Source organism: Micromonospora sp. NPDC004336 (genome assembly GCF_053602615.1).
In genome coordinates this window covers 1-18,077 of sequence record NZ_JBSGDY010000133.1, presented here as the reverse complement: position 1 = coordinate 18,077, position 18,077 = coordinate 1, and the positions used below count along the sequence as shown (strand labels likewise).

At 65.4% G+C, this 18,077-nt stretch carries 11 protein-coding genes and 3 pseudogenes; 10 read left to right on the top strand and 4 right to left on the bottom strand.

Annotated features, from left to right (window positions below):
* The first annotated feature begins 248 nt into the window (after window positions 1-248).
* From ACWENR_RS23070 to ACWENR_RS23040, 7 genes and pseudogenes are all read left to right on the top strand, one after another.
* Entirely contained in the window at window positions 249-410 is a 162-nt protein-coding gene (locus tag ACWENR_RS23070; RefSeq protein ID WP_452279052.1) for a hypothetical protein, read from the top strand.
* A gap of 636 nt (window positions 411-1,046) precedes the next feature.
* Window positions 1,047-5,093: an AAA domain-containing protein gene (locus tag ACWENR_RS23065; RefSeq protein WP_452279051.1), complete on the top strand. Its 4,047-nt coding sequence runs from the start codon at window positions 1,047-1,049 to the stop codon at window positions 5,091-5,093.
* Window positions 5,094-5,102: 9 nt separating this feature from the next.
* Window positions 5,103-5,921 carry a hypothetical protein gene (locus ACWENR_RS23060; RefSeq protein ID WP_452279050.1) on the top strand — a complete coding sequence of 273 codons (819 nt, stop codon included), beginning with the start codon at window positions 5,103-5,105 and terminating at the stop codon, window positions 5,919-5,921.
* A gap of 840 nt (window positions 5,922-6,761) precedes the next feature.
* Entirely contained in the window at window positions 6,762-8,954 is a 2,193-nt protein-coding gene (locus ACWENR_RS23055; RefSeq protein ID WP_452279049.1) for an ATP-dependent endonuclease, read from the top strand.
* Window positions 8,951-10,837, top strand: coding sequence for a UvrD-helicase domain-containing protein (locus ACWENR_RS23050; RefSeq protein WP_452279048.1), 1,887 nt, complete (start codon window positions 8,951-8,953; stop codon window positions 10,835-10,837). The genes ACWENR_RS23055 and ACWENR_RS23050 overlap by 4 nt, the downstream gene beginning before the upstream one ends.
* A gap of 276 nt (window positions 10,838-11,113) precedes the next feature.
* Window positions 11,114-11,489 (top strand): annotated as a pseudogene (locus ACWENR_RS23045) (transposase); the annotation flags it as partial.
* 45 nt (window positions 11,490-11,534) lie between these two features.
* On the top strand, window positions 11,535-12,314 hold the full coding sequence (locus tag ACWENR_RS23040) for a transposase family protein (RefSeq protein ID WP_311412567.1): 780 nt from the start codon (window positions 11,535-11,537) through the stop codon (window positions 12,312-12,314).
* 29 nt (window positions 12,315-12,343) lie between these two features.
* On the opposite strand, the gene ACWENR_RS23035 is transcribed toward ACWENR_RS23040, so the two are convergent.
* From ACWENR_RS23035 to ACWENR_RS23025, 3 genes and pseudogenes are all read right to left on the bottom strand, one after another.
* Window positions 12,344-13,066, bottom strand: a complete 723-nt coding sequence (locus tag ACWENR_RS23035; protein WP_452279047.1) for a hypothetical protein — start codon at window positions 13,064-13,066, stop codon at window positions 12,344-12,346.
* 507 nt (window positions 13,067-13,573) lie between these two features.
* Window positions 13,574-13,885 (bottom strand): annotated as a pseudogene (locus ACWENR_RS23030) (NF041680 family putative transposase); the annotation flags it as partial.
* Between the two features lie 253 nt (window positions 13,886-14,138).
* Window positions 14,139-14,399: pseudogene (locus ACWENR_RS23025) on the bottom strand (serine/threonine-protein kinase); the annotation flags it as partial.
* Between the two features lie 101 nt (window positions 14,400-14,500).
* Here ACWENR_RS23025 and ACWENR_RS23020 point away from each other — a divergent pair.
* The 3 genes from ACWENR_RS23020 (at window position 14,501) to ACWENR_RS23010 (ending at window position 16,864) form a co-directional block, all read left to right on the top strand.
* The gene (locus tag ACWENR_RS23020) at window positions 14,501-14,740 is read left to right on the top strand and encodes a hypothetical protein (RefSeq protein ID WP_452279046.1); all 240 of its coding nucleotides are present in this window, start codon (window positions 14,501-14,503) and stop codon (window positions 14,738-14,740) included.
* 722 nt (window positions 14,741-15,462) lie between these two features.
* A complete protein-coding gene (locus tag ACWENR_RS23015; protein WP_452279045.1) occupies window positions 15,463-15,924 on the top strand; it encodes a hypothetical protein in 462 nt (153 codons plus the stop codon).
* A gap of 313 nt (window positions 15,925-16,237) precedes the next feature.
* The gene (locus tag ACWENR_RS23010; protein WP_452279044.1) at window positions 16,238-16,864 is read left to right on the top strand and encodes a hypothetical protein; all 627 of its coding nucleotides are present in this window, start codon (window positions 16,238-16,240) and stop codon (window positions 16,862-16,864) included.
* Window positions 16,865-17,090: 226 nt separating this feature from the next.
* On the opposite strand, the gene ACWENR_RS23005 is transcribed toward ACWENR_RS23010, so the two are convergent.
* Window positions 17,091-17,378, bottom strand: a complete 288-nt coding sequence (locus ACWENR_RS23005; RefSeq protein ID WP_452279043.1) for a hypothetical protein — start codon at window positions 17,376-17,378, stop codon at window positions 17,091-17,093.
* Window positions 17,379-18,077: the final 699 nt, after the last annotated feature.

Here is an 18,077-nt window from a genome sequence, read left to right as displayed (position 1 = left end):
TCACCGCCGCGACCAGGACAAAATCGAAAGGTGGCACGCAGAAAACGAAGACTTCGAATAACCCGAGGCCACGCCGCACAGGTTAAAGATCAAGCTAGGCCGTGTTTCAGAAGTGGAGATCGTCTGATCCGACGTCGGCGTGTCGGTGATCGATAGACCGCGAGGTCTCCGGTAGGTGGTTCAACGACCAAGAAGAACCCATTACCGGAGACCTCGTGGCTGACGTGGCTCGCACTTCGGCCCGGCGGGTGCGCCGCATCGAGGACATTGAGTTGGTCGGCGGTGGAGGCACCGACATGCGGGTCGGTCTCGCCGCCTCGGCCGCGCTGCGGCCCAAGGACGGCATCGTCATCGTCGCGACCGACGGGGACACGCCATGGGGCGACATCCCGCCAGACAGGACGGACTGACGAGACGCAATGCCTCGGCTACAGCGCGAGCTTCCCGCGTACGGCAACGTGCTTCCTTCGCCGCTGCGGGCTTCTGACCTGCGTTCTGGCAGCGGCTGCGGGAGCGGCTGGGGCGGGCGCACCCGCCTTCGGCCGGGGCCAGGGATCGTGTCCTTCTTCCGGCAGTTAGTTGCATGCCGTGTTTGATCGCGTGCATCCTGTTGGGCTGGGCAAACCCGAGGAGGCGCAGTGCCGGAGCCCGTGTCCCCGACAAGTCCTGCCGTCAAGCGGCTGACCCAAGGCCTTGTGACACACCTGCTCGCGCAGGTCAGAAGTGGCGACCGCCAGGACCGCGACGCTATCAGCGACTCGAACACCTACTGGTTCCGCAAGCTGCCACAAGCGAGTAGGAGATCGCACGGGCCGGTGGTCATGCAGGTCGAGTACCCGCCTCCACCCGAACCCCCCGCACCGCCACCGGCAGTCCGTGATTTTCTGAACACAACGGACTACGGCAACGCCGACGGTCCTCCACCCCAGCTCGTTGCCTCCGCAGGCGAACAGGCGGTTGCTGGTTCCGCTATCCCGGACTCAATCCAACGCGACTACGAAACATGGCTCACTGCCTGGACGAGATGGGCGGAACATGAGCGCCCCATGAGGGAACAGCGTGCGGCCTACACCCACCTTGAACGGCTTCAACGACAGGCGCAGCAGCGTGGTGACGCCGAGGAATTGGTCCTTGGCATCGGCCTTCTCACCTCCAGCGTCGACGGCCGCTGGGATGTCCGCCGCCACCTTCTGATCTGGGACGCGGCCATCGTCGATGATCCCGCCACGGAAGGTCTGCAAGTTGTTGTGCCCCTCAACCAGCGCATGAGGATCGAAGACCAAGAATTCTTGACTCCTCATGACGGCTACCGAGCCAATCGTTCCGGGTCACCCTGGTCTGACGCCGAAGTGCAGCTGCATCCCTTCGCCCCAGAGGTCGCGGACTGGTTACAGCGGTGGAAGCGCCGTCGATGGGATCGCGCACTGCATTTCGCCGACGACCAGTGGGAAGCCCCGACCCTTAATGAGCCAGACGGAGCCAAGCTGACGCTGGCTCCCGCTCTCTTTCTGCGCAGACGTAACCGCAAGGGACTAGAGCGCGTCTACCACGCCATCGCCAGCAGCCTTGAGGACCCAGACACTCCTACGCCCCTCGCGCTGGCGCAACTAGTGACTCCCATCGAGGCTACACAGCGCCGCGCATGGCTTAACGACACTCCGCAAGATCGCCCATTAAACAGCGACGACCCGCTGTTCCCCCTTGCCAGCAACCGGGAACAGCGCAGGGTACTGGCGAAGCTGAGCGACGACACGACAGTCGTCGTGCAGGGCCCTCCGGGTACAGGCAAGACGCACACAATCGCCAACCTCATCTGCGCCCTGCTCGCTGACGGCCAGCGACTTCTGATCACAAGCCAGAAGGATCAGGCGCTTCGAGTGCTCCGCCAGAAGCTACCCGAGCCGGTAAGGCGACTCTGCGTACTGATGACGGGCATGCAACGAACCGAGACCGACGAGCTCGACCGCAGCATCACCGCACTCTCGGAACTATCCTCCACCGTCACCGTCGACGAACTCCACCGCGACATCGCCGAACTGCGGCACCAGCGCGCGGACCTCAAGATCGCGCTCGATCAGGCAATCCGTGACCTACGCATGGTTCGGGAACAGGAGTATTCACAGCACCCACCGGTCGCACGCGGGTACGGCGGCACGCTGGCACAGATCGTCGAGCAACTCAACACCGGCCGTAACCAGCACGCGTGGATCGAACCGCTACCAACCGGTGCCCCTGGTGATCCACCGCTCTCCAATGATCAGGGTCGACATCTTTGGCAACTTCTCATCTCGGCCACACCACAGCGGGCTGCACGTGCTCGCCAGATGATCCCCAGCCCTGACCTGGTGCCGCCCTCCACGGACGTCGCCGCCATGATTACCACCATCGCTCAGGCTGAACGGATATTGGGCCCCGATCACACCTCCGCAGCGTGGTCAGTCGCAGCCCTCGATGACGGCGCGTTGGCGGACATGCAGCGGCACGTCGAGGTGGCTGCCGATGCTCTCGCCGCCTGCGGCCTCTCCGACACCATCACCGACTGGGATCCCGCAGACTGGCGCCGCACCGCCGCCGAAGCCCTCTTGGCACGAAGAGGCCCTGCCTACTGGGAGGCCCTGTTCACCGAACTGCGCGACGTAGAGCCCCACCTGCGCGCCCTGACCGCCCTTAACGGTTCCGATATCGACCTGGGCACCACACCCCTAACCACAGCGAATCTCATCCGGCTCACCGGCCAAGCCAAGCGCCTTCGCAAGCATCTCTCTAGAGGCGGTCGCCTACGCCGCTATCTGCCCGCCCGTGCGCAACTCGACGCCACTGACCTACTGGAGGTTTGCACGGTCGACGGCGCGCCTCCCACCACCGTGGCGGAGTTGACCGCACTAACCACCTACCTCCAGGCGGAGACGGCCGTTACTGCCGCCTTGGAGGCATGGGCTTCCACCGGCGTGCCGACCATGCATGGGCCGCTACGCCGACGCGTGGCCCATCTCAACGACATCTCACACAACGCATCAGCGCTGCGTGCCTTCGCCGCCGCCCGAGACGCCATCGAGCACCTCATGCGCCGTCACAGGATCCGCTTCGCGGTCCGCAGCCCCGACCACTGGGACCTCCTGGTCCGCGTCAGCCACAACCGGCCGGTCATTGCAGCGGCACGGCAGGCAACCGATGCCATGACCGAATTGACGAACACCATGCGGGCATGGTCCCGCACCGCTGACGCCGCCCCCGAAGTCGCCGAGATCGCCGCCGCCCTAGCCCGCGGCGACATCGACCGCTACGGTGCCATCCGCACAGAACTTGATGGGGCTAGGGATGACAAAAAGTCCCAACAGCGCTGCGACGCCCTGCTCCGCGCGCTCTCCGACGCCCACCCGACGCTTGCTGATCAGGTCGTTGACAACTTCGACGACCCAACCTGGGGTCACCGCCTCGGCGACATCGAGGCGGCGTGGTCCTGGGGCGCTGCAGCCGCCTACCACGAGGTCGTCCGGCAGCCGAACGCCGAGCACGTCCACGAGCAGCGGATCGACGACGTCGAACTAGCACTCAACCGCATCACCGCCGAACTCGCTGGGAAACAGGCTCTACGGCACTGCCTAGAACGCATGACCGAAAGACAGCGCCAAGCCCTGCAGTCCTACAAGAGCAACATGGGCAGCTACGGCCGAGGCCAGGGCAAGAGCAAGGACCGCTACCTGACGGCAGCGTTTGATGCAATGAGAGACGCCCAGCAGGCGGTCCCGGCCTGGGTGATGCCGCTATCATCCGTGACCGACACGATTCCACCGCAACCCAACGCCTTCGACGTCGTCATCGTCGACGAAGCCAGCCAAGCCAGCGTCGACGACCTCTTCCTCCTGTGGCTGGCACCACGAGTCATCGTTGTCGGTGACGAGAAGCAGTGCGCCCCCGGAGCCAACTATCGGAACAACGATTCGGGGGCCATCCAGGAGAGTCTCGACCGTCACCTGGCCGACATGCCCATGAACCTGCGGAACGGCTTCCTCCCGAGCTCCAACCTCTACGAACTCCTCGCCTCACGCTTTTCTGACGTTATCAGGTTGTCCGAACACTTCCGATGCATGCCTGAGATCATCGGATGGTCCTCGGCGCAGTTCTACGACAACAGACTCATACCGCTTCGACAATTCGGTGCCGACCGCCTCGACCCGCTCAGGGTCGTCCACGTCGACGGCGCCGTAGAAGAAGGTCAGCGAGCCACCCTACGCAACCAGGTCGAAGCGAACGCCATCATCGACCACGTGCAGAAAATCATTGACGACCCGATGTGCCGCAACAAGACCATCGGCATCATCGCGCTCCAGAGCGGCAGACAGACGCATACCCTCGACAAGCTGCTCTACGAGCGCATCGACCCAGCAGACATCCGGCGGCGTCATATTCGAGTCGGTCAACCACCCGACTTCCAAGGCGACGAACGCGACATCATCCTGCTATCCATGGTCGTCACCAAGGCCAAGAAAGCTCTCACCGGCCGCACCGAACAGCGCCGGTACAACGTCGCCGCCAGCCGCGCCCGCGACCAACTATGGCTGTTCACCTCCGTGCCCGTCGCCAGCCTCAACCCCACAGACCTTCGCCACTCACTGCTGAGCTACATGCTTCACCCCCCGGCAACCCTCACCATTGATCCGGACCTCGACGACGTCACCCCCGACACCCGTACCGACCCTTTCACCTGCCTGCTGCAACAACGCGTCTTCCTGGAACTGCGCCGTCGCGGCTACGCCGTCGTCCCGCAGTACGCTGTCGATCAGCGCGCCATCGACCTCGTCATCGTCGGTGACAACGGACGCCTCGCCGTCGAGTGCGACACCCCCGCGCGGACTCGACAACCAGAGCAGGTCCAGCAGGAGCTACACCGCGAGCGGGAACTACGTCGAGCCGGCTGGCAGTTTATTCGCATCCGCGACAGCGAGTACCTCCTCGACCCCAAGGCCGCCCTCGAGCCGCTGTGGCAGCAGCTCAAGCAACGGGGCATCGAACCTCGCTCACTGCCCGCAGCACCCCGCCAGCAATCGCGATGGAGACCCACCTCGCTGTCCGACGACGAAGACGAACTCTAGGAGACCCGCGTGCTCGAAGGCATCGACGAAAATACCCTCGACGAAATCGCCCGCATTGCCTGCGGCGGCGACGACTACCCCGTCTACCGCAGCGCGGCCCAGCTACTCAAGCTTCTTCAACAAGCCGGCTGGGACAACGTCACCGCAAACAACGGCGAACAACGCCGGAACTGGCTCACCAACCAGCTCCGCCAACGGCGGAACGTACCCGGTGCCATCGATGCGCTCGTCTGCCGCCTCGCCGACCGACGCGAGTACATCAACCGTAACGAACCCCTCGCATCCGCCGAAGTCACCAAGATGCTCAACAGCGTCTTGGTCATGGAAGGGTTCGAAATCGCGCATAGCCAGGGGCGACCCGCCATCCGTCCGTACAAACGACCAGAGGATCAGGAGCAGCAGCCCCCGGACGTCATGCTTCACGTGGCCATGGCTGACATCGTCCGGGACGCCGATCTCGCTGCCATCCTCGAGAGCCGACTCAATGAAGCGCGCGTCTGCGACCGTAACGGCGCCTACTCCAGCGCCGTCATTATGCTCGGCAGCCTCCTCGAAGGCGTCTTGCTCGACGCCGTCAAGGCCCGCATGCCGGGCTCAAGTGAGCCGTTGAAGAAGTGGAACCTACACAACCTCCTTGAGACCGCCCACGACAACAAGTGGATCCAAACTGACGTCCACGGATTTGCCACCACGCTGCGCGAATACCGCAACCTCGTCCATCCCAACGCGCAAGTCAAGATTGGCCACGCCCCCGACCAGGACACAGTTCTCATGTGCTGGCCTGTGATCAACGCTGCCCTCAACGACTTGGCGGCGACCGCCAGCTAACCCTCGGCCATGGCCCGGGGCTGTTTGGCCAACGGCACCTCTCTCTGCTGCCAACGCCTTGGCACAGAGAGGTGCCGTTAGAACCACAATCCACACAGACCCGGGCCATGCTCCGAGGGCGGGTCTCGTTTGAGTGACAAGGCATTAGAACGGCACTGCCTCATCTCCGCCCCAAGGCTGAGGTTTAAAATCGGACTGTCCAGAAATTGAGGCCGCTTCTTGTGCAGATGTTATCGGTGGCGGCAACTGGGCGCCGAAGGCGACAGCGCGTCCGACGTAGTCGAGGAGGATCATCCGTCAGCACACCGGCGGAACCCACTTGGCCGGGTGACCTTCTGCGCCCTTCCCTGGACGGCCCATCGAGCGGGCTGGACCGCATCGCCGTCGGCTCGATGCTCTCGTTCTTCGTTCCGCGCGACTATGGGCAATGAAGCCGGCGGAAGCGCGGCCCACTCGGGCGGACGCTCGCGCGGTTGACTAGGCGGCTCTGACGAGCACCCAAACCGGTGTAAGTTGCCGTAGAAGTCCTGCCCTTCTGGGCTTGCCTACGGCTGGGTTTCGTCGCCTACTTGACACTACCGGTGTTGGCGTTTCCGCAGCTAGTGGTAGATCATCGTTGGGTCACGCGAGCATCCCACTCGTTGACGGCACAGCTGACCATCTGGCCTCAACGCGACGACGATCTGCGTCGCTGGATCAGGTCGGTCGCAGCGGAGGTGGAAGCCAGGCGCCATAAGGAGGCGTCACGGTGATGTTGAACGTGGCGTTCGGCAGCAGGCTGGACGCTGACGGTTAAACGCGCGCTCTTTCGCGGCGTGCTTCTGCAGTGAATGGAGCGGCGTGTACGTCAAGACGTTCCGTGTGAAGAACTTCCGGCGGCTGCGAGACGTCAGGATCGATCTGGACCCCGAGACGACGGTTTTCGTCGGCGCAAACAACAGCGGGAAGACCTCGGCCGCACAGGTGTTCCGACTGTTCCTCGGTGCCGAGAAAGAGCGGTTCCGGCTCTACGACTTCACCGCCGACTGCTGGGCAGAGTTCGACGCGTTCGACGCCGCTTCGGATGATCCCGACGAGCGACTTCCGCGCATCGTTCTGGACATCTGGCTCGACCTGAACGGTGATGATGACAACCTGCACCGCGTCGTCGACTTTCTGCCCAACCTGAGTTGGAGTTCCGGCCTGGTAGGGATCCGCCTCTCGTACATGCCCAAGAACGGCAAGGCCCTGATCGAGAACTTCGAGGAGTACCGCAGCAGGGCACTGGCCGTCGAACGCCCAGAGGGTTCCAACTACGAACCATGGCCGCAGTCGCTGACCGACTATCTAAGCCGTGAGCTGCGGCACGAGTACGAGATTACCTACGCGATCCTGGACTCCACCCACTGCGACGAGCGGCTGGAGCCGATTGCGGGATACGCCCCCTACACTGCACACGGCAGCGCGAGCCGCCTCGGCGCCAAGCTCGACTCGTTGATCAAGGTTGACTTCCTTGACGCTCAGCGTCACCTGGTTGATGGCGAGAGCCGCGGTCGGGCCGAAGACCTGTCTCGGAAGTTGAGTGGCTTCTACGCCCGCAATCTCGAACAGCGGGAGAACGATCTCGCGGCGGTGGCTGCGATTGCGGACTCGGAACGCCACCTCAACGAGCACTTCGCGAAGGTCTTTGAGCCGACCTTGGACAAGCTTGCCGACCTCGGCTATCCAGGCTTCGTCCATCCGCGATTGGTGGTGAAGGCTGCCTTCAATGCCCAGAGCGTCCTCAACAGCGGCGCCCGGGTCCACTACGCTCTACCTGCGACCGGCGGCTCGATGGGCACATCTGAGCGAACGCTGCCCGACCAGTACAACGGGCTCGGCTTCAAAAATCTGATCTACATGGTCGTCGAGGTCCTGGACTTTCACCATCGATGGATCGATGCCGAAGGTGAGCGACCCCCGATCCACCTAGTGTTCATCGAGGAGCCCGAGGCGCATCTACACGCTCAACTGCAGCAGGTCTTCATCCGCAAGATCCGTGAAATCCTTCCACAGGTTGAGTCGGCCTTCGCCACTCAAATGATCGTCACGACACACTCCGCTCACGTCATCTACGAGAAGTCGTTTGAGCCAATTCGGTATTTCAAGCGGACCGGCGCAGACGGCAATGTCCATCACACCGACGTGAAGGATCTGATGACGTTCCGGGAGACGACGGAGGATGACACCAGGCACTTCCTTCGGCAATACCTGAAGCTGACCCACTGCGACCTGTTCTTCGCCGACGCTGCGATTCTGGTCGAGGGCAACGTCGAAAGGCTCCTACTGCCACTGATCATCCAAAAATCGGTGCCTGAGCTCCAGTCAAGCCACCTCACGATCCTTGAGGTCGGCGGCGCCTATGCCCACAAGTTCCAGGAACTGATTACGTTTCTGGAACTTCCCACGCTGGTCATCACCGACCTAGACAGCGTGCGAGGGCCGAGCCCCGACGCGGCCGCGACCGACTCCGACGAGGTGCCTGCAGCTAGGTCGGCGTGTATGACGACGCAGGCGGGCGCGGTTACGAGCAACGAGACCTTGGCCTCATGGATCCCCCGTATTCGATTGATCGACCAGCTTCTCGATGCGGACGAGGCTGTGAAGTCCTCACCGACCGCAGCCGGTATTCCGGGATGTATCCGAGTTGCATACCAGACCCGCCGACCGATCAGCTGGGGCGATCGGCAGACAGCCTTAGCTGGTCGCACCTTCGAGGAAGCATTCGCCTTGGAGAACCTCGGGTGGTGTCAGCATGAGGCACAGGCCAATCTCCGGCTCCGCGTCTCGGGAGCGGCGGCCATGACGTTGGAGGGCTTGCACGAGGAAATCTACAAGCGCGTCAAGTCCTTTGACAAAACCGACTTCGCCCTCGCGCTCATCACCAAGGACCACAACCAGTGGACCGCGCCGCAGTATATTACAGATGGTCTCAAATGGTTACGAGACCGGGTCACGGTCAATCCGTCCGAAACCGCACCCTTGACTGCGATCGAAGCCGAGGTTGGTAAATGACCGGCCGGATCGATGCCCGAGACACGGACGCCGACCGACTGATCCGCGATGTCCTCGACCGAAAGGGAAAGGCCGGGTTCATCGTCACCGCCGGCGCGGGTTCCGGGAAGACTACCTCGCTCGTCAAGGCTCTGGCGCACGTGACAGCAACCCGCCGTACCCAGCTCCGGGCGCGTACCCAGCGCATAGCCTGCATCACCTACACGGAGGTCGCCGCAGCCGAGATCCACGGCGATGTCCACGACGACCCTCTGGTCTATGTGTCGACGATTCACAGCTTCCTGTGGGACGTCGTCGCACCGTTCCAGTCGGACATCGGTGCCTGGATCAAGCGCCAACTCGCCGGCAAGCTCGACGAGCTTAGCGGCAAGATCGACAAGGCGAAGGCACCCACGAAGCGTGACGCGTTGACCCAGGACCGAGCTCGCTACCAACGTCAACTAGACGGGCTCCACTCGGTCCGCAAGTTCACCTACAGCGTCGGGCCCGACTACGGCAGGGGGCAGGTCGGACATGCAGATGTCCTCAAGATGGTGCCGCGGATGCTCATGGAGCAACCGCTGCTGGCAAAGGTCATTGCGACCCGCTTCCCGATCCTCTTCGTCGACGAAAGCCAAGATACGGAGGCGGACGTCGTCGCGGGCCTCATCCACATGTACAGAACCATCAAGAGCGACTTCTGCCTTGGATTCTTCGGCGACCCGATGCAGCAGATCTACCCCACCGGCATCGGCCAGGTTCCCCCCGAGCCGGACTGGGCGCTAATCAACAAAACCGAAAACTTTCGCTCCTCGCGCCGCGTGCTTGAGGTCGTCAACCGGGTACGAGCCGCCGCCGACGGTAACAAGCAGACACCCGGCCGACTCAACGAACTCACACCAGAGGGACACGCCTACTTCATTGTTCTGCCTGCCGACGCCGACCGTGTCGCCAGCATGGATGCCGTTCGCCGCTGGCTCGCACACCGCACGTCGAGCGACGCCTGGTCCGCCGATGGACCCGACGGCGTGAAGATTCTCGTCGCCATGCATAAGCTCGCGGCCCGGCGACTCGGCTTCGCCAACCTGCACGCGGCTTTCCACCCGAAGAACCCACCTGCACTGGCCACCGCCTTCATCGAAGGCACAGCCTGGCCCATCACGCCGTTCGCCAACGTCATCCTGCCCCTGTGCGACGCCTCGAACGACAACGCCGCGCTCCGTATCCTGCGCAAACACAGCGGTCTGATGCGTGACGACCTCGCCGGAGCGGGCGTCGTGCGGGAGCGACTAACGTCCGCACGCGAAGCCGTGACTGATCTACGTGGCCTCGTCGCCGCCGCCGGCCCCGGCTCGGTCGGGAAGACGTTACGGTTCGCACACCGCACCAGACTTATCGACCCGGTTCCACAACTCGCCCGATACCTCGACCCCGAAGGACCCCACAGCGACCAGGTCCTGTCCGAGAAAGCCCGAGAAGTCCTCGATGCGTTCATGGCGTGCGACGTGCGCGAGATCCAAGGCTACCTTCGCTATGTCAGCCGTCAGTCGCCCTACTCGACGCAGCACGCGACGAAGGGCGCCGAGTTCCCGCGGGTCATCGTTCTGCTGGACGACTCCGAAGGAGTCCTGCCGGCATACTCCTACGACAAACTCCTCGGACTCGCTGAACTGTCGCAGACTGACCGTGATAACAAGGAGAACGGCAAAGACACGACCGTCGAACGAAGCCGGCGCTTGCTGTACGTCTGCGTCTCACGCGCCCGGGAGGAGCTCGCCGTCATCGTCTACGCGGACAATGTCGAAGCCGCAATCCTATCCCTTAAGGTGTCCGGCCTAGTAGACGAACCACTGACGCTGACCGATCTAACCAACGACCTCGGTGGAGATCCCAGCATGACGTAGAGCCGAGCTGCCGGTCGAGATCTTTAAGCCCGTCAATGACCTCTGATCTGCTGGTGCAATCGCCAACCAGCGCCTCGCCGAACGGCAGGAATGATCATGGACTACTCCGGGTTCGTCATCATCGCCCGCACCGGCGGCACTCGGCTCGACGAACTGGCGTGCGTCGACGACCTGTTCGTGGCCGTGACCGACGACGTCCGCGCCGACGGCTGACGGATCAGGTTCCTCGGCCCGGTCGATGACACCTCGCCCGAGAAACTACAGGGCCAGAAGGTCCTGTCGATGGTTGTGACCGCGGGGCACCGCGGTGACAGTCCGCAGTTCATCCCGGTCCTGCGCCGCATCCGGGTCACCCGCCTCGGGGTGGGCCGGCCCCGACCTGCCCCGATGTGGTCCTGGCCGACAAGGCCTACACCAGCCGCGGCAACCGCCGCTACCTACGGACACGCGGTATCAAAGCCTGCATCCCGAGCAAGAAGGACCAGGACGCCCACCCGCCTTCGACCGAGACCTCTACCGGCTACGCCACGCCGTCGAGAACGGCATCGCGCGTCTCAAACGCCACCGCGGCGTGAGCCTTTTCCAAGCTCATCTTGCAGCTCAGGATGGGTGTGGCAGGCCCGGTGATCGATGGGTGCGAGGCTCCAGGTAGGACAGCTGTCGACCAAGACTCGAAGCCCCGACCGGGAGCCTCGCCATGCTGTCCTACCCCGCCACGATTCCGTTGTCCAGCCGCACCCTGAACCACCTCGCCGAACGCATCCGCGGCCACCGCAAGCAGCGACGATCCCGGTGGCGACGCCTCGACCCCGGCCGGCAGGCGCTGCTGGCTCTCGCTCACCTGCGCAACGGCGACACCTACACCCGACTCGCGGCCGGCTTCCGGATCGGCGTCGCCACCGCTTGGCGCTACGTGCAGGAAGCAATAGCCCTGCTCAGGTCGGCAGCCGACGGCCTGGCCACCGCCATCCAACGGATCCGCCGACTGGCGTACGCAATCCTGGACGGCACCCTGATTACGATCGACCGGGTCGCCGACCAGCGGCCGTACTACTCCGGGAAACACAAGCGCCACGGCGTGAACGTGCAGGTGATCGCGGATGCCGCTGGCCGACTTGTCTGGGCTTCGCCAGCGCTGCCCGGTGCGGTCCACGACCTGACCGCAGCCCGAACCAACGGCATCATCGACGCGTTGACCAGGGCAGACGTGATGACCTTCGCCGATAAGGGCTACCAAGGAGCCCGCGGCAGCCTCCGCACCCCGTTCAAGCGGCGCCGCTTCCGACCGAAGCTGTCACGCCGGCAGAGGGCCGTCAACCGCGCCCACGCAAAGATCCGCGCCCGCGGCGAACGCGCGATCGCCACCCTCAAGACCTGGAAGATCCTGAACAAGCTGCGCTGCTGCCCCCGGCGAGCCACCCCGATCGTGCAGGCCATCCTCGTCCTGCACCACGTCGAAGCGAACCGTTGGCCGTAACAGAGCCGAGCAAACGGGAGCCAGAACGTTCAGCGAAATCGGTCGACGGTAACGGGGATCAGTCCCTGCTGCCGCATCTGCGTCGTCAGACCGCGCAGCAGCACGCCGACCGCCTCGTCACGTTCCCCCACCAGATCGCACGTCACGTCCAGCCCCCACGCGGCACCTGCGGCCACCCGCCGCAGATCCCAGCGGAAGGCGTCGCCGGCAACCTGGCGACGCACCGCACCCAAAACGCGCACCTCGGGATCCGCGAGGTCGCCGGTGACCGGCATCTGCCACGCCTCGCTCAGTGCCGCAAGGGCGTCCTGGGTCAACTCATCGGCGAAGAGAATCCTATAGACGCGCGTCTCGCGAAATCCCGACCTGGCCTCGGGACCGCTCAGCCGCAAGGCACACGGTGCCTGCGCGGGAAGGCCACCGAAGCACGCCCGGAGCTCAGGCTCGTCCGGCAGATCGGCACCGCAGAGATCCCAGTAGAACGCCGCCGCCGCTGCCCGGCCCACGGGCGTCACTCGGGCCCGCAGCGCGGCGTCGACGCGTAAGCGCCGACTGGTGGACGAAGCATCGCGCCACTGGCCCTCCTCTCGACTCCAGCCGCCGCTCACCAGCCCCGCCGAGGAGTAGTCCGCCGCGAGCAGGAACTCCTCAACCAGCAGGCCCTCCGGCCCGCCGGCGCCGTCGTGAACTACGTAGTAGTGCAGTGCAGGTGAGCTGTCTGCCGCTTGCCGCGCAACAAAGGTCTTCGTCACCCGTCTATTTTCTGCCACGACGTCACACGCGGCCATGCACGGCTCGCCGGAGGCCCAAGGCTGGAGCCAGTGAACTCGCCCCTGCACGTTGTGCTCCCCAATTCCGCCGCAAGCCGACAGTGATCGCCAGCCACCTGCGCCGCCAGGACGGAAAAGGCTCAGTCTAGCGCCCGATCAGAGCGCTCTCGTGGTGCCGCAGCCCTGGTCACGGCGTAGCGCGACGTCACGTCGCGGGCCTACTCCCTTCTGGAGTGGGCCCGCGTCGGGATCCGGCCGGCCCATGTGATGCGTTGTAAGTGCCTCATCCGGCCGGGACCACCAACCCCGCCATATACTAAACACGGCGAACTGCTGTGGTCTGGTCACACAAGGGTTCTGCGGTCCGCGCCGGGACGCGTTAGTCGTGGCGGTCAACCGGTGAACCAGGTTTACCGTGAATGTTCATCAAGCGCACCACGGCAGAGCAGCTTGACTCTCGATCTCGGCTGCACACGCCTAATTTGATCTTCAACCTGTGCGTCGTGGCCTCGGGCTATTCGCGGTTTTCGTTTTCTTGGTGCTGCTGTTCGGTGTGTTGCTGGTAGCGGCTGTGACGAGGTGGACGTCGTGGCGGGCGGCTCGGTGGCGGTTGGGGTGTCCGGAGGGTCGTCCAGGGCCTGGTTGGCTCGGTTTCGGTGCGGCGGCGGGGCAGCCCGGCTTTGCGCGTAGGTGCCGAAACGCGCGGCGGACGCGGGCAGGTGAAAGCCGCTCGGGTGGTGCGGGGCCTTCCCAGGGCCGGCGGAGATTGCCGGCGGCGGTGCGGGCCAGCCGGAGTTGGGTGCATCCAGAGGATGTCCTGGACCTCGCGTTCGGAGGTGATCGGCCATCGGATGGGCCGCTCGCCGGTGGTGTCGTAGCGCCAATGGCGCATCGCGTCCTCGAACCGGCTCAGCAGCACGCCGACGTGGTTGAGGCTGAGCAACTGATCGTCGATGCTACTGGTGACGATGCGAGTGGCGGCCTCGATCAACAGCGCCGACCGCCACGCGGCGACCGGGCGCGGCCCGCCGAGCAGCGGCCCGGCAGCGAGCCGGTCGGCGAGGTTGCTCCCCTGCACCAGCTCCATCACCAGGTACGGGACGACGATGCCGCCGTCCAGGGCCGCCTCGCCGTAGTCGTACACCTGGGTGACGTGCGGGTGGGTCAGCCGCGCGGCGGCGCGGGCCTCGCGCTGGATGGTGGCCCGCAGTTGCGGGTCGGTGGCGAACTCCCGGGTGAGGGCCTTGACGGCGACGGGCCGGTGCAGCACCTCGTCGTCGGCGCGCCACACCTCGGACATTCCGCCGAGGCCGATGCGCTCGCGCAGGGCCTACCCGTCGTGCAACCGAAGACTGGCAGTGAACGGCGACATAGGCGTTCAGTGTGCCTGGCCCGCCCGACCGGCTACCAACCGCAGTGCCCCAGTCCGCCCCGCCGCACCTGCTCGGCCAGATCCCGCGGCTGGGCGGCGGGTCGGTGCTCGGCATGGGCATCCCGTCGGTGACGCTCAACATCCCGAACATCCCGTACCTGGCCAAGGGCGGTCACATCCTCAACGCGGGCACGGCCATCGTCGGCGAGCGCGGGCCTGAGCTGCTGGAGCTGCCCGTCGGGGCGACCGTGCGGCCGTTGTCCGGCGAGCGGCCGCGGCTGTAGGTGGCGGGCGTGCCGATGTGCGCCTCACAGGGGAGTTCTGCGTTCGGAGCGGGGACCTGGTGCTGGTGCTGCGCGAGCACATCGCCTCCCTCGGCGGCAACGTCCAGGCCGCCGTCGGTAGCAACGTGTAGGCCCGCACCACCGGAGACACGCGACGGCCCGCCAGGCGCGATCCTGGCGGGCCGTTCGCTGCCCAGGGTCAGGACTTACAGGCCGCGTACGCCATGCTGTACGCCGGGTCGCTGGCGGCGTCCTTCGACGCCGTGTACTTCCCGTCGCCGAAGCCCCACCCGGCGGTCGCACCCGTCGCAGCGTCGACCTGCCACAGGTGACGGCCGTCGTTGCAGTGGTGCGCGCCACACCCTGCACGCCGCCGTCCGGGTCCATACAACCGCCCTGGGCCTTCGCCTGGTCGATGATCTGGCCGGGCTTGAAGACGTCGGCGCACTTCGGCAGGGCCGTCGCGGTCGGCCCTGCGGCGGGCGGCGGGGCCTCGCTGCTGCTGTCGTTGCTGCCTCAGCCGGCGAGCGCGAGGGCGGCCAGGACCGGCACGAGCGCCATGGTGAGTCGTCGCATTCCGCACACGGTGCCGTCACCACGCAAGCCCGTACAGCGCGGTGACGGCAAGCCGACAGGGCCCAACGCGCGCCGGCCGCCCAGGAGAGATCCTGGCGCTCTGGCGGGAACGCCACCACTGACCGGTCCTCGCCTACCCTCTCCGCATGAGACGCGTCGTGCTGGACTGCAACGGTGTAGACCCGATCGTCGACCTCCCGGGCGCCCTTGACGTAATGAAGGCCGCAATCAGCGCCGGCAAGCTGAAGTTGATCGGCACTCACGTACTCGCCGAAGAGGTCGAAGCGACACCCGACCCGCAACGGCGGGCCGAGCTGCAGCAGCTGGTCCGCCTCGCCGAAGTCGTGCCCACCGGTGCATTCATCTTCGATGTGTCGCGGTTCGACCAGGCACGGCTGGGCGGGGACACCGAAGCGGTCGAGAGGCTGCTGGGCGGTAACCCGGCCAAGAACTCCCGGGACGCGCTCATAGCGGTAACCAGTCTCGTTGACGGGTGCGCGTTGGTGACCTCTGATAAGCGCCTGCGTCGTGAGGCATCGGCCTTGGGCGTCGAGGTGCTGCATGCGCGCGAGTTGCTGGCCGAGCTGGGCTACGAGGTGGCCTCATGAGTCGTCGTATCCCGCGCACGGCGTCGTGACGCGGCCCTCCCGGATCGATGGTCGGGGCTAGTGTCGGCAGCGTGGATGCCGTCCTGTTGTTGCTGGGGCTGCCGTGCCTCCTGTGGTTGCTGGCTCTCGTGCTGATGGCTGTCTTGCGTGCTGGGGGCCTGACGGACTTTGCGGAGTTGAGGCGGCGACATAACCGAGCGTTGTATGCCATGCGGGAGTCGGAGAGGCGCAGAGAGGAAGGGCCGGAGCCCTAAGCCAAGAAGGCGTACGGCCCGCCAGACGCGATTTGGCGGGCCGTTGCCATGATGACGCGGTGAAGCTCGACCGAAAAACCGTCATCGCTCTGCTCTGCGCCGGCATCGCCAGCGCTGCCGCCCTGGTCCTCTCGCTGGCCGCGATCTCGGCGGCGACGTACGACCCGGCACCGGGCCAGGAGCGGCCGAAGATCACCGACTGGATGCAGGCATGGGGCAGCGTCGGCGGCGTCGTTGCCGGCCTGGCCGCCGCCGCAGCCGCCACCGCACTGCTGATGCACGAACGGGCGGCAGCTAAGGAAGCGCGCCAGCAGCTCGCCGAAGAGAAGGAGGCGAACCAGCGGAAGGAGCTCGAGGCCAGTATCGAGGTGCGCAGCGAGCAGTACCGCAAGATCAGCGGTGACCGTGTAAGCGAGCAGCATCGGTTCGTGGTGAAGAACCACGGGCCAGCCGAGGCTCACGAGGTCGAGGTCAGGTTCTCTCGGAACGAGGAGCCCGTCGAGCTGCACTTCATCGGCATGAACCACCGGAGCCACACACTACTGCTGCACCCTGGCGAGGAGATGCACATGAACTACATCATGGCGTGGGGTGAGGCGCCGCCGGAGAAGGTTGTGGTGACATGGCGTGACGGCCGCTCCGAGGGCCAGTCGCAGGCGTTTTACCCAAGCCACCGCGACCTGTAGGGGGCCACGATGGAGTACCCGATCTGCCAGAAGTGCGGTGCCGCTATGGGCGACAAGAAGCTCCATGACAAGTGGCACGCAAACATTGATCAAGAGCTGAGCGGCATGGTCGACAAGGTGATGCGAGAGCTGGACCGGCAGGTGCGGAGAGCGCCTCTCGGCCGACCCCACTAATGCCGTAGCGGCCCCCTGGGCGCCATCCCAGAGGGCCGAGCGGCGTTTCTGGTCACTCCTCCACAGAGACCGTCCGCGGAGGCTGCGCCCGGAGCCCGTCATCGATCAGGTCGTCGCCCAGGCCTCGGGCCATTCGGGCGCGTAGCTCGTCGACGCGCTCCTTCAGATAGGTCACGCCGAGGGGGTTACCGTACCGGATGATCTCCGGCCCGATTGCCGGCTCCAGCGTCTCGTACAGCTCGTCTGGCAGGGGCGGGGCATGGAGGATGGCCGACAGCGCGGTCAGCATCCGCAACACGTCCTCGGCGTCGCGCGGGTCGAGTTCCACATTCCTGCCCATGGCTGGCTCCTTCCGGTGTGCGGGCCGGTCAGCCTACGGTGCGTCCCGGCAATGCCCAATACGCAACGCCCAATGCCTACGGTCGCGCGGGCGCGCGTACGCCCCTCCCCGTCCTTCGGCCGGCCGTTGTGCGTTGGGCATTCCGGGTCCTCTTCCGGTCCAGGGGCGGCAGCCCTTCCGGTCCATGGTGGTCCGTCTTCCGCCCGGAAGTGGACCAGGTCTGGACCAAACCTGGTCCAGGTGTCATCCGCCCTGCGTGTACGGACCACCTGGTCACGACCTGGGCCGGCACCTCGGAGTTGGGCCAGAGGTTGGGCCGTCGGACCGTCGCGCCGTTGGGCCGAACTTGGGCCGCCGATGGCCCGGGCCTCGTACGCAGACCGTTGACGCGCCTGCGTCACCCGCGCAGCCTGCGGTGACGCACCCGCGACGCGGCTCCTGACGCGGATGACGCACCCGCACGGCGCGCCTTGACGCACACCCCAGTCGCCTTCCCGTCGCCCGCTCCCCCTTGGTGTCAGCGCCGGTGTCACGGTCGGTGTCATCGGTGTCAGACACCGCGCTGACCTGCACAGGATCACCGATACCACCGGTCTCAGCAGTGGGGGAGGGGAGGGCCACGATGGGCCGCCCCGTGCGGACGGTCCGGACCGGACCCCCCGGGGCGGGCCCCCACGGCCCCGCGGGGGGCCACAACAG